Origin of the sequence: Dietzia papillomatosis NBRC 105045, from assembly GCF_001570845.1 — a bacterium.
Classification (GTDB): Bacteria; Actinomycetota; Actinomycetes; order Mycobacteriales; family Mycobacteriaceae; genus Dietzia; species Dietzia cinnamea.
Map to the genome: position 1 here is coordinate 30319 of NZ_BCSL01000031.1, position 13556 is coordinate 43874.

6 protein-coding genes and 1 tRNA gene are annotated in these 13556 nt (G+C 73.1%); 4 read left to right on the forward strand and 3 right to left on the reverse strand.

Annotation, left to right across the window (positions count from 1 at the left end):
* Nucleotides 1-21 precede the first annotated feature (21 nt).
* Together DPA01S_RS11605 and DPA01S_RS11610 are read left to right on the forward strand one after the other, a co-directional pair.
* Nucleotides 22-9471: a type I polyketide synthase gene (locus DPA01S_RS11605; protein WP_061916406.1), complete on the forward strand. Its 9450-nt coding sequence runs from the start codon at nt 22-24 to the stop codon at nt 9469-9471.
* A complete protein-coding gene (locus DPA01S_RS11610; RefSeq protein WP_061229723.1) occupies nt 9468-10046 on the forward strand; it encodes a holo-ACP synthase in 579 nt (192 codons plus the stop codon). Before DPA01S_RS11605 ends, DPA01S_RS11610 begins: the two co-directional genes overlap by 4 nt.
* A 55-nt stretch (nt 10047-10101) precedes the next feature.
* Here DPA01S_RS11610 and DPA01S_RS11615 read toward each other — a convergent pair whose 3' ends face one another.
* Both DPA01S_RS11615 and DPA01S_RS11620 read right to left on the reverse strand, forming a co-directional pair.
* Nucleotides 10102-10848 (reverse strand): TetR/AcrR family transcriptional regulator, encoded by a 747-nt coding sequence (locus DPA01S_RS11615; protein ID WP_007626718.1) that lies wholly within the window; start codon nt 10846-10848, stop codon nt 10102-10104.
* Nucleotides 10849-10855: 7 nt separating this feature from the next.
* On the reverse strand, nt 10856-11362 hold the full coding sequence (locus tag DPA01S_RS11620; RefSeq protein ID WP_061916409.1) for a peroxiredoxin: 507 nt from the start codon (nt 11360-11362) through the stop codon (nt 10856-10858).
* A 148-nt stretch (nt 11363-11510) separates the two neighbouring features.
* Between DPA01S_RS11620 and DPA01S_RS11625 the strand changes: the two genes are divergently transcribed.
* Nucleotides 11511-11786 (forward strand): DUF3618 domain-containing protein, encoded by a 276-nt coding sequence (locus DPA01S_RS11625; RefSeq protein ID WP_061230180.1) that lies wholly within the window; start codon nt 11511-11513, stop codon nt 11784-11786.
* A 221-nt stretch (nt 11787-12007) separates the two neighbouring features.
* On the opposite strand, the gene DPA01S_RS11630 is transcribed toward DPA01S_RS11625, so the two are convergent.
* A tRNA-Lys gene (locus tag DPA01S_RS11630) sits at nt 12008-12080 on the reverse strand.
* Between the two features lie 235 nt (nt 12081-12315).
* Here DPA01S_RS11630 and DPA01S_RS11635 point away from each other — a divergent pair.
* Complete coding sequence (locus DPA01S_RS11635) at nt 12316-13545, forward strand: L,D-transpeptidase (RefSeq protein ID WP_106385790.1); 1230 nt, start codon at nt 12316-12318, stop codon at nt 13543-13545.
* The last annotated feature ends 11 nt before the right edge of the window (nt 13546-13556 follow it).

A 13556-nucleotide genomic window follows, 5' to 3' on the forward strand; every position in this document is an offset into this window, starting at 1 on the left:
CAGTGCCAAGGAGTTCCACACGTGACGATCGACGACCGCGACCTCACCCCCCGCCCGATCGAGACCGGGTTCGCGGCCCGTAGCGCCGCCCGCGCCCTCGCGGACGAACTCCGTGAGGGTACGGCCTATGCGCTCGCCTTCGGCGGGCAGGGGATCGCCTGGCGCGACGCGCTCAGCGATCTCATCGACGGCACGGGGATCGGGCCGGAGCTCCAGGACCTCGTCGACGCCTCCGTCGCCCTCACCGAGCCCGTCCATGACGAGATCGCGGTCGTGCGGACCCACGGCTTCCGGCCCATCGAGTGGGCCAACACCACCACCGGCGAGGACGAGGACGCGGCTGACCTGCCCGACGACGCCTCCCTGTCGGCCGCCGCGGTCTCCCTCCCCGCGGTCCTGCTCACCCAGATCGGCGCGCTGCGTGCCCTCGCGGCCGAGGGCTTCGACGTCAACGACACCGCCCCGGCGGCCGTGGTCGGACACTCCCAGGGCGTGCTGGCCGTGGAGTCGGTGGAGACCTTCGGGTCCATCGACGACCGGCTGCTGGCCGTCGCCGAGCTCATCGGCGCCGCCGCCACCCTGGTCGGGCGGCGCGTGGGTCTGTTCCGCCGTGGCCAGGCCAGCCCCATGGTCGGGGTGTCCGGGATCGACGGCGAGGCCCTGCGATCGCTGGTCGACGAGCTGTTCTCGGACGTCGACGCGTCGATCCGCCCGTCGGTCTCCATCCGCAACGCGCAGCGCCGCCACGTCGTGGTCGGCCGACCGGACGATCTCGAGGACCTGCGTCGTCACTGCGCCGACCTCGAGGCCGAGTCGCGTCGTCGTCGCGAGGCAAAGCTCACCGGCGGCGAGGTCTTCGCCCCCGTCTTCGACCCGCTCGACGTGGAGGTCGGATTCCACCACCCGGCGATGGCGCCGGCGGTCGAGATCGTCTCCCGCTGGGCCCGCGCCTGCGATCTGGACGTCGAGCGCGCCGTCCACCTGGCGCGCCAGGTCTTCATCGAGCCGGTCGACTGGGTCGAGGAGATGGCCGAGGCCCTGCACTCCGGTGCCCAGTGGATCCTCGACATGGGCCCCGGCGAGGCGCTGACCCGGCTCAACCGGTCCGTGGTCCGCGGCCAGGGCGTGGGCGTCGTCCCCGCCGCCACCCGCGGGGGCCTGCGCAACCTGTTCACCCCGGGTGCCACGCCGCTGATCGAGCGGCCGTGGACGGCGTTCCAGCCGCAGCTCATCACGCTGCCCGACGGCAGCGTCCACGTGGAGACCTCCTTCACCCGCCTCACCGGGCGTTCGCCGATCCTGCTGGCGGGCATGACGCCCACCACCGTGGACCCCGAGATCGTCGCCGCCGCGGCCAACGCCGGCCACTGGGCCGAGCTCGCCGGCGGCGGGCAGGTCTCCGAGGCGATCTTCGCCGAGAACACCCGCCGCCTGGCCGAGCTGCTCGAGCCCGGCCGCAGCGCCCAGTTCAACTCCCTGTTCCTCGACCCGTACCTGTGGAAGATGCAGGTCGGCGGCAAGCGGCTCGTCCAGCGGGCCCGCGCCGCGGGCATCCCCTTCGACGGCGTGATCGTCACCGCCGGCATCCCCGAGCTCGACGAGTCGGTGGCCCTCATCGAGGAGCTGACCGAGGCCGGCCTGCGGCACGTCAGCTTCAAGCCCGGCACCGTCGCGCAGATCCGCCAGGTCGTGCGGATCGCCGCCGAGGTCCCTCACATGCCCGTCATCGTCCAGGTCGAGGGCGGCCGCGCCGGCGGCCACCACTCGTGGGAGGACCTCGACGCCCTCCTGCTGTCGACCTACGGTGAGCTGCGCGAGCGCCCCAACGTCGTCCTGTGCGTCGGCGGAGGCATCGGCACCCCCGAGCGGGCCGCCGACTACCTCACCGGCTCGTGGGCCAACGCGCACGGCTACCCGGCCATGCCGGTCGACGGCATCCTCGTGGGCACCGCCGCGATGGCGACCCTCGAGGCCACCACCAGCCCCCAGGTCAAGCAGCTGCTCGTGGACACCACGGGCGTCGACGCCTGGGTGGGCGCGGGCCAGGCCGAGGGAGGCATGGCCTCCGGCCGCAGCCAGCTCGGCGCGGACATCCACGAGATCGAGAACACCGCCGCGCGCACCGGGCGCCTCCTCGACGAGGTGGCGGGCGACGCCGACGCTGTGGCCGCCCGCCGCGACGAGATCATCGCGGCGATCAACGGCACCGCCAAGCCCTACTTCGGCGACCTCGACTCCATGACCTACGAGCAGTGGCTGCGGCGCTTCGTCGAGCTCTCGCTCGCGCCCGGCGCCGGCGCCGACGGGTCGGTCGCCCGGGGCGACGACTCGTTCGACGTGGGCGGCGACTTCGCCGCCGCGGTCGCCGACGGCACCCGCTCCGTGTGGCTCGACCCGACCATCCGCGAGCGCTTCCACCGCATGGTCCAGCGCACCGAGGCCCGCCTCGACGCCGCCGACACCGGCCGCATCCGCTCCGCGTTCCCGCGCGTGGAGTCCATGGAGCGCCCCGCCGAGGTGATCGACGCCCTCGCCGCCCGCCACCCCGAGCTCGCGAGCGCCGTGCTGCACCCGGCCGACGCCGCCGAGTTCCTCGACATCTGCCGTATGCCCGGCAAGCCCGTGCCGTTCGTCCCCGTCATCGACGCCGACGTGCGCCGCTGGTGGCGTTCGGACTCCCTGTGGCAGGCCCACGACCCGCGCTACGACGCCGACGCCGTGTGCGTGATCCCCGGGACCACCGCCGTGGCCGGCATCACCCGCGTCGACGAGCCGGTCGGTGAGCTCCTCGACCGCTTCGAGGCCGCCACCGCCGACCGGGTCAGCGGCTACCTGCCCGACACCGAGGCCGTGTCGAGCCGCCGCCGCGGCATCGTCACCACCGCCACCGGCCCCGTCGCCGACGTGCTCAACAGCCCCGACGTCACCTGGGCCGGCCGACTCGTCGTCAACCCCGTCCACCGCCTGGGCGTCCTGCACGCGTGGGAGATCGACGCCGACGGCATCGGTCGCCACCCGGTCTCCGGCGCCGTCCTCACCCCGGACACGGACGGGCAGACGGTCGACCTGACGCTGCCGGTCGGCCCGGCCGAGATGACCATCACCCTCACCGTGGGCGACGCCGTGGCCACCGGTGCCGCGCCCGTCATCACCGATGACGCCGCGGAGTCCGCCATGCGCACCCTGCTGGCCACCGCCGCCGGCGTCGGCCGCGGGGGAGCGGGCGGTACCCGGATCGACACGCTGCCCGAGGTCACCGACGGTGTCGCCACCGCGCGGTTCACGTTCGAGCCCACCCTGGCCACGGACCACACCGGCGTCACCGCCGGCAGCCTGCCCACCTCGCTCGTGCCGTCCGCCGGCGTCCCGGACGCCCTCGTGGGCGCCGCCTGGCCGACCGTCTTCGCCGTGCTCGGCCAGACGCGTCGCCCGCGCGGCACCGGCACCGTCGTCGAGGGGCTGCTCGACCTGGTCCACCTGGACCACGGCATCCGCATGCACGCGGCGCTGCCGCAGGAGACGACCGACCTCGTCGTCGTCGCCCGGTCCGGCGGTGTCCGCGACACCGACCTCGGCCGCGTCGTCGAGGTGTCGGTCGAGGTGGCCGCGGAGGCACGCGACGGCTCCCGCACCCCGCTGTGCACCCTGTCGGAGCGCTTCGCCATCCGTGGCCGCACCGGCGGCGCCGAGGTCGGCGACCCCCGCCCGGCCGGTGGCGCGCTGGTCACCCCGTCCGGTGGCGTCGCCGAGCCCGCGGAGACCACGCGCCAGCAGCGCGTGTCCGCCACGCTCACGGCCCCGCACGACATGACCGCGTTCGCGCTGGTCTCCGGCGACCACAACCCGATCCACGTCTCCGACACGGCGGCCGAGCTGGCCGGGCTCGGTGGAGTGATCGTCCACGGCATGTGGCTCTCGGCCGCCGCGCAGCACGCCGTGCAGGCCTCGGACGGCAAGACCCCCGCGCTGCGGATCGCCGGCTGGACCGCCCGGATGCTCGCCCCGGTCCGCCCGGGCGACCACATCACCGTCCGCGCCGTGCAGACCGGCCGCCACGCCGGCGGCCAGGTCCTCGAGGTCACGTGCACGGTCGACGGCGCCACCGTCATGGCCGCCACCGCGCTGACCGAGGCCCCGCGCACCGTCTACGCGTTCCCCGGCCAGGGCATCCAGGCCAAGGGGATGGGCATGGAGGGGCGCACCCGCTGCCCCGCCGCCCGCGAGATCTGGGACCGCGCCGACAAGCACACCCGTGAGGCCCTGGGCTTCTCGATCCTGGCGCTCGTCCGCGACAACCCGACCGAGGTCACCGTCCGCGGCGAGGTCCACCGGCATCCCGACGGCGTGCTCTACCTGACCCAGTTCACCCAGGTCGCGATGGCGTGCCTCGCGGTCGCCCAGCGCGCCGAGCTCGAGGCCGACGGCCTGCTCGTCGACGGCGCCTACTTCGCCGGCCACTCGATCGGCGAGTACGACGCCCTGGCCGCCATCTCCGGCGTGCTCGAGCTCGAGCCGCTGCTGGAGATCGTGTTCCAGCGTGGCTCGACCATGCACCAGCTGGTCCCGCGTGACGCGCAGGGGCGGTCGGACTACCGCATGGCCGCTATCCGCCCGTCGCAGATGGGCATCTCGGACGAGGACATCGCGCAGTGGGTCGCCGACGTGGCCCGCGAGTCCGGCGAGTTCATCGAGATCGTCAACTACAACCTGGCGGGCTCGCAGTACGCGCTGGCCGGCACGGTCGCCGGCTGCGCCGCGCTGGAGAAGGCGGTGAACCGGGAGCTCGAGCGCTCGGGCGGCAAGAACGCCTTCATCCTGGTGCCCGGCATCGACGTGCCGTTCCACTCCACGGTGCTGCGCGGCGGCGTCCCGGACTTCCGGGCCACCCTCGACGCGCTGATCCCCGAGGACGTGGACATCTCGGTGCTCGTCGGCCGCTACATCCCGAACCTCGTGCCGCGCCTGTTCAGCCTCGAGCGCGACTTCGTGCAGGAGATCGCCGACCTCGTGCCGGCGGAGGCCCTGGACGACGTCCTCGCGAACTGGGACGCCTGGTCCGCCACGCCCACGCGACTGGGCCGCCTGCTGCTCGTCGAGCTGCTGGCCTGGCAGTTCGCGAGCCCGGTCCGCTGGATCGAGACGCAGGAGCTGCTGTTCACGCCGATCGAGCGTGGCGGCCTCGGCGTCGAGCAGTTCATCGAGGTCGGCGTGGCCAACGCCCCGACCGTTGCGAACCTCGCCTCCAAGACCCTCGACCTGCCCACCCACCGCGGGCCGCGCGCCCAGGTGATCAACGTCGAGCGCGACTCGGCGACGCTGTACGGCACCCTGCCGCCCAGCGTGGAGGGCGACGACGACGAGGCGGACGCCGACACCGGTTCCGCCTCCACCCCGGCCGCCGGTCAGGCGGCCCCCACAGACCCCGCACCGGCCGTCAACACCCCCGGCACGGCCGGTGCGGACCGATCCGAACCGGCAGTTGCGCCTGCCGCCGCCCCCGGCGCTCCCCGCCCGGACGACCTGGAGTTCGGCGCACCCGCGGCCACCCGCATGCTGGTGGCGCTGCGCACCAAGGTCCGTCCCGAGCAGATCGCCGCCGGCGACTCCATCGAGACGCTGTGCGACGGCGTGTCCTCGCGCCGTAACCAGCTGCTGCTCGACCTGGGCACCGAGCTGAGCCTGGGCGCCATCGACGGCGCCGCCGAGGCGGACTTCCCGACCCTGGCCGACCAGGTCTCGCGCCTGGCCCGCGGCTACGCCCCCTTCGGCCCCGTCCTGTCGGACGCGGTCGGGGAGGCCCTGCGCGCGGTCCTGGGCCGCACCGGCAAGCGCCCGGCGTACATCACCGAGCGCGTGACCGGCGCGTGGGAGCTCGGCGCCGGCTGGGCCCACCACGTGACCGCCGAGATCGCGCTGGGCACCCGCGACGGCGCCTCGATCCGCGGTGGCGACCTCGCGACCCTCGACGCCTCGGGCGTCAAGGACGTCGCCGGCCTGGACGCGCTCATCGACGCGGCCGTGCAGGCGGTCGGCGCCGCCCACGGTGTGTCCGTGGCCATGCCCTCCTCGGGCGCCGGCGGTGGCGGGGTCGTCGACTCCGCCGCGCTGACCGAGTTCGCCGACGAGCTCACCGGCCGCAACGGCGTCCTGGCGGAGGCCGCGCGCGGCCTGCTCACCCGGCTCGGGCACCTCGAGCCGGAGGCCGTCGACCTGCTGGCCGACGCCGATCCGGATTCCGAGCTCGCCGACCTCGTGGCCGCCGAGCTGGGCTCCGACTGGCGCCGCGTGGTGGCCCCGGCCTTCGACGCCAACCGCGCCGTCCTGCTGGACGACCGCTGGGCCTCGGCCCGCGAGGACCTGGCCCGCCTGTGGACCGCCTCGGACGTGCCGGCCGACGCCGCGGAGGCCTTCCGCGGCGCGGGCGAGATCGTCGCCGAGCAGGCCCGCTGGTGGGCGGCCCGGGCGACCGATGCCCGCCGCGACGCCCTGGCCACGGCCTTCCGGGAGATCTCGGAGGCCGCGGCGGAGGAGTTCGTCGGCGCGTACGCGGACGACGTCGCCGTCGTCACCGGCGCCGGAAAGGGCTCCATCGCCGCGGCGGTCACCGGCCGCCTCCTGGCCGGTGGCGCCACCGTGGTGGCCACCACCTCGAGCCTCGACCAGGGCAAGCTGGCGTTCTTCAAGGACCTCTACCGCTCCAACGCCCGCGGTGGCGCGGCGCTGTGGGTCCTGCCCGCCAACATGACCTCCTACTCGGACGTCGACGCGCTGGTCGAGTGGGTCGGCTCGGAGCACTCCGAGTCGGCCGGTGGCCAGACCACCGTCCTCAAGCCGGCGCTCACGCCGACGCTGCTGTTCCCGTTCGCCGCACCGCGCGTCCAGGGCTCGATGGCCGACGCCGGCCCGCGGGCCGAGACGGAGATGCGCGTCCTGCTGTGGAGCGTGGAGAAGCTCGTCGCCGGGCTCGGCGCGATCGGCGCGGACACCGACGTCGACTCCCGCCTGCACGTGGTCCTGCCGGGCTCGCCCAACCGCGGCATCTTCGGCGGCGACGGCGCCTACGGCGAGGCCAAGGCCGCGCTCGACGCCATGATCGCCAAGTGGGGTTCGGAGAAGGCCTGGTCGCAGCGGGTCACCTTCGTCCACGCGATCATCGGGTGGGTCCGGGGCACCGGCCTCATGGGCCACAACGACCCGCTCGTCGAGGCCGTCGAGGCCGCGGGCGTGTCCACGTGGTCCACCGCCGGGATGGCCACCGAGCTGCTGCGCTGGTGCGCGCCGGAGTTCCGCGACGCCGCCGCCGAGAAGCCGGTCACCGTGGACCTCACGGGCGGGCTCGGCACGGCCGACCTCGACATGTCCGCGCTCGCCGCGGACCGGCCCACCGCCTCCGCGACGACCCCGGACGAGGACACGGCCGGCACGATCGCCGCGCTGCCGTCGCTGCCGACGGTCGCCGCCGACGAGCGGCCCGAGTGGGGCGAGGTCACCCAGGACCTCGAGGACATGGTCGTAATCGTGGGCGCCGGTGAGGTCGGCCCCTACGGCAGCGCCCGTACCCGCTTCGAGGTGGAGACCACCGGCGACCTCACCGCCGCCGGCGTGGTCGAGCTGGCCTGGTCGACGGGCCTGATCACGTGGGAGGACTCGCCCCGCGCGGGGTGGACCGTCACGGCCACCGGCGAGGCGATCGACGAGGCGGACATCGCCGAGCGGTTCCGCGACGAGGTCCTGGCCCGGGTGGGCGTGCGCACGTACGCCGACGACGCCCGCGCCGAGATGTTCGCGGGCGCCGCACCGCAGCTCACCTCGGTGTTCCTGCCGGAGGACCTGTCCTTCGTCGTGGACGACGAGGCCCAGGCCCGCGCCTACCTCTCGGACGACCCGGAGAACACCGTCGTCACGCAGAGCGAGGACGGGGAGTGGACGGTCACCCGCAAGGCCGGCACGGAGATCCGCGTCCCGCGCCGCACCATGCTCACGCGCGTGGTCGGCGGTCAGATCCCGACCGGGTTCGACCCCACGGCGTGGGGCATCCCCGCGGACATGGTCTCCGGCATCGACCGGGTGGCCGCGTGGAACCTCGTGGCCACCGTCGACGCCTTCATCTCGTCGGGCTTCACCCCGGCCGAGCTGCTGGCCCACGTCCACCCGGCCGACGTCGCCAACACGCAGGGCACCGGCATGGGCGGCATGACGAGCATGCGCTCGCTGTACATCGACGGCATCCTCGGCCGCAGCCGCGCCAACGACACGCTGCAGGAGGCGCTGCCCAACGTCGTGGCCGCGCACGTCATGCAGTCCTACGTCGGCGGCTACGGCTCGATGGTGCACCCGGTGGCGGCCTGCGCCACCACCGCGGTGAGCGTCGAGGAGGGCTTCGACAAGATCCGCGCCGGCAAGGCCGAGTTCGTGGTCTCCGGCGGGTTCGACGACCTGTCCATCGAGGGCATCCAGGGCTTCGCCGACATGTCCGCCACCGCCGACTCCGCGGCCATGGCGGCCAAGGGGATCGACGAGCGGTACTACAGCCGGGCCAACGACCGCCGTCGCGGCGGGTTCGTCGAGTCGGCCGGCGGTGGCACCATCCTGCTCGCCCGTGGTGACGTCGCGGCCCGCATGGGGCTGCCCGTCCTGGGCGTGGTCGGCTGGGCCGGCTCGTACGCCGACGGCGCGCACACCTCCATCCCGGCCCCCGGGCTGGGTGCGCTGGGCGCCGGGCGCGGCGGGAAGCGTTCGCCGCTCGCCCGCGGCCTCGCCCAGCTGGGCCTGACCGCCGACGACGTGGCCGTGGTGAGCAAGCACGACACCTCGACCAAGGCCAACGACCCCAACGAGTCGGAACTGCACGAGCGTCTCGCCGAGGCGATCGGCCGGTCCGAGGGCAACCCGCTGTTCGTGGTGTCGCAGAAGACGCTCACCGGCCACGCCAAGGGCGGTGCTGCGGCGTTCCAGCTCATCGGGCTCACCCAGATGCTGCGGTCGGGCACCATCCCGCCCAACCGCTCCCTGGACTGCGTCGACGACGTGCTGGACCACCACCGGCACCTGGTGTGGCTGCGCGAGACCCTGCAGCTGGGCGGCGACCTGCCCCTCAAGGCCGGTCTGCTCACCTCGCTGGGCTTCGGCCACGTCTCCGGCCTCATCGCCGTGGTGCACCCGGAGGCCTACCACCGGGCCGTGGCCGCGGCGTACGGCGAGGACGAGGCCGAGCGCATCCGCGAGGCCGGCCTGCGCCGCGAGCGCGAGGGCGCCCGGCGCCTGACCGACGCGATCTACGGCGGCGAGGCGCTCTACACCCGCCCCGAGGCCCGTCGCCTCGGTGAGGGTTCGGGCGACGAGGTCAAGGAGCGCGAGGCCGCGGTCCTGCTCGACCCGGCCGCCCGCGTCGACGCCGACGGCGTGCTGTCGGCCGGTGTCGCCGCGGAGATCGCCGCGGAGGTCGCCGGGACGGAGCGCTCCGGGCGGTGACGACCGGGGTGAGAGGCGTCGGGGTCGACATCGTCGACCTCGGCGCCTTCGCCGCGTCTCTGGCCGAACCGGGGACGCGGCTCACGCGCGCGTTCTCGCCCACCGAGCGGAGGCAGTGCCGCGAACGCGCCGAGGCCCGCGGGGCCGGCCGGGCGGCCGGGTTCACGTCGTCGTCGCCGTCGTCATCTACGTCAGCGTCTCCCGCGTCCTCGTCTCCCGCGGCGTCGTCTCCACCGGGGATGTCGTCTCCGCCCGGGACGGTGACCCCGCGCCGCCACGAGGACCCGCTGGCCCGCCACCTCGCCGCACGCTGGGCCGCGAAAGAGGCGGTCATCAAGGCGTGGTCCGCGGCACTGTACGGCATGCCCCCTCCGATCCCGCCCGACCTGCTGCGCTGGGCCGAGATCGAGACGGTGTGCGACGCCTGGGGCCGGCCGACGGTGCGTCTCGGGGGAGAGGTGGCCCGGCAGGTGGCCGCGACCCTCGGTGACGACACGCGGTGGAACGTCTCCCTCAGCCACGACGGCGGCTCCGCGATCGCGTTCGTGGTGCTCGAGGGGCCGCTGCGCGGGTAGGCGCTCCGTAGCGGTCTGTGGGCTCACCGAAAGGTGGCCTGGCGGCGGGGCCGCCTCAGTCGGCCTGGGCTTCCTTCTCCGCCAGCCACAGGTAGGCGGTGAGCATCCGCTTGAGCTCGGTGACGGTCGCGTCGTGCATGTCCTCGCCGCCGGCGGAGCCGACGGTGTCACCCGCTTCGCCGCCGGGCACCGGGCCGGCGCTGACGGAGAAGTTCAGCATCGAGTAGGCCACGTGCACCAACACCTCGGCCATGAACGCGCGGCGTTCCCGCTCGGTGGCGGGCATGAGCGGCGCGAGGACGCTGGCGATCATCCGGGCGATCTCGCGCTCGTTCACGGCGGCCGTGGCCCGCGTGGCGGGAGTGGCCTGCGTGGCCAGCCAGACCGCGCGCCGGGACGGATCCCGGAGCCACAGGTCGGCCAGATGGTCGAGGAAGTCGTTGAGCAGCTCCGGCCAGTCCAGCGCGGGGATCTTCTGCGCGAAGCGCTCGACCTCCTCGATCACCCCGTGCGCGTCCTGGCGGTCGAGCTCGCAGACCAGGACGTACTTGTTGGCGAAGAACTGGTACAGCGTCCCGATGGGCACGCCCGCGCGCGACGCCACCTCCTCGCAGGTGAACGAGTCGAAGCCGACCTCGACTAGCACTTCCCGGGCCGACGACAGGAGTGCCTGGAACTTCCGGCGGCTGCGCTCCTGGATCGGTCGGCGGCGGGGGACGAGGATGTTCGGTTCGTCCTGGACGGCCTCGTCGGTGATATCCCGTGACGGCTCGTGGGCGCGCTCGGACGATTCGGTCGGCATGGGTGGTTCAGCCCTCCGCCGGCTGCGGCTCGGGGAGCTCCACACCGAGCAGCTTGGCGACCATCGCCACGTGCCCCTTCGCGCGGACGTTGTACCGGGCCATCGAGATGGTGCCGTCCGACTCCACCACGAAGGTCGAGCGGATCACTCCCATGACGGTCTTGCCGTAGTTCTTCTTCTCGCCGAAGGCGCCCCACTCGGTGAGCATCGTCTTGTCGGGACCGGACAGGAGCGGGAACGTGATGCCGTACTTGTCCCGGAACCGGGCCAGCTTCTCGGGCGCGTCGGGGGAGACGCCGACGACGCCCATGCCCGCGTCCCGCAGCTGCTGGAGGGCGTTCTCGAAGTCCACGGTCTCGGTCGTGCACCCCGGCGTCATGGCGGCGGGGTAGACGTAGACGAGCACCCTCCCGTGCTCCGCGAGGAGATCCTGCAGCGACGTGGGCGTGCCGTCGGCGTCGGGGAGGGTGAACGCGGGGGCCGGCTGGCCCACCTCGAGCCGTGGTGTGGTCACCGGTGCTCCTGGGGTCGAGTCGGGGCGTCGGACCCTCCCAACCTATCCGATGCACCGGCGCTCGGGCGCGCATCCCGTCGGTGTGCAGTAGCGTGGGCGTGGTCAAGACCCGCGGGGCACCCGCGGACGAGCGATCGACGGAGGTCTGGTGTCCAGGAGTTACGACAGCATCGAGGGCGATATCGCCAAGGCGCGTGACGATCTCGCGACGACCCTGGACGAGATCATCGACCGGGTCAATCCCAAGAACCTCGCGACCGAGGGTAAGGAGCGCGCGACCGCGGCCCTGAAGGATCCGCGGGTACTGGCCGTGCTCGGCGGGGTAGCGGCTCTGGTCGTCGGCGGGATCACGGTGTCGATGGCCAACAAGCGCAAGGAACGGCAGCGCATCGAGGCGTACCTGGCGGCCCGCCGGGCCCTCTGAGCCCGCTGCTCGGCACGGACTCGGTCAGGTCGAGTCGGGCCACGACTCAGGCGTCGGTCCGGCTTCCGCTCGGCTCCCTCCAGAAGAGCGTCCCGCGCACTTCCACTCGGGCGACGTGTGCGGGACGCTCCTCTCGTTGTGCAGCGGCCCCGCCGGGCCCCACGCGGCCCCCGGCGCACGCGAAAAAGCCCCGGGTCGTGAAACCCGGGGCTTTCGCTCTGTGCGCCATCAGGGACTCGAACCCCGAACCCGCTGATTAAGAGTCAGCTGCTCTGCCAATTGAGCTAATGGCGCTTGTTCTTCCGGCCTCGCGGCCTTCCGTGGTGCGAGAGAAACAGTAACAGCCGTGAGTCCGGATCACGAAATCGCCTGGTCATCGACCGTGTCGCCATCCGACTCGGGAGGTGCGTGATGTGACACCCTCCGGTGACTCGATATGGAATGCGCGCAGCCCGGCAGGCATACTGGTGTAGAAATCCTCCGGTCGTGGCCGCGTCCGGGCGGAAGAGACAGCTGGAAGGGGCCCTCAGTGAACCTGCGCACAACGGATCGGAAGGCGCGGCGGGCGACCGGGGCCCGGTCGAGGGCCCGTCTCGGTCTGGCCGCCGTGTTCACCGGCGCGCTGGTCCTCACCGGCTGCACTATCGGCGACGGCACGGTGGAGGACACCCCCGTGGCCGAGGCGCCGGCGGATCCGGCCGCGGTGATCGACCTGTCGGTCGCGGACGGCGCCACCGACGCAAACCCCGCCGAGCCGATCGTCCTCACCGCCGAGGGTGGCAAGCTCGACTCCGTCGTGGTGCGCAACCCCGAGGGCGTGCAGGTGCAGGGCGAGTTCAACCCGGAGTTCACCGAGTGGCGCACGACCGAGGATCTCGGTTACGGCCGGCAGTACACGCTGGAGTCCACGGCCACTGACGAGGCCGGGCTCGTGACGCGTAAGAACATCACTTTCACCACGCTGACGCCGAACATCATGACGGCCGCCTACCTGACCACGGGTGAGGGGTCCGTGGTGGGGATCGGCCAGCCCGTCGCGGTGATGTTCGACGAGCCCATCGCGGACCGCCGCGCGGCGCAGGAGAACATCCACATCACCACCGAGCCGGCGGTCGAGGGCGCGTTCTACTGGGTCTCCGACCAGGAGGTCCGTTGGCGCCCCGCTGAGTACTGGGCGCCCGGAACCAAGATCGACGTCCACGTGGACATCTACGGCGAGGATCTCGGCGGCGGGATGTACGGGCAGCAGGACGCCCACAGCAACTTCGAGATCGGCGACGCCGTGATCTCCCGGGTGGACGACTCGACCAAGATGATCACCGTCGAGCGCAACGGCGAGGTCATCAAGACCATGCCCACCTCGATGGGCAAGGACGCCACCCCGACGCCCAACGGCACCTACGTGATCGGCGAGAAGCACGCCTCGATGATCATGGACTCGTCCACGTACGGCGTGGCGGTGGACTCGGCGGAGGGCTACCGCACGCCGGTGCAGTACGCCACGCGGATGTCGTACAGCGGGATCTTCGTCCACGCCGCGCCGTGGTCGGTGTGGGCGCAGGGCAGCCAGAACACCAGCCACGGCTGCCTCAACGTCACCACGGCGGACGCCAAGTGGTTCTACGACAACGCCAAGCGCGGTGACATCTTTGAGGTCACCGGGACCGTCGGCCCCACGCTGCCCGGCTGGGACGGCCTCGGTGACTGGAACGTCCCGTGGGAGACCTGGAAGGCCGGCAACGCCGACCGGGGCGCCTGAGCCCCGGGTGA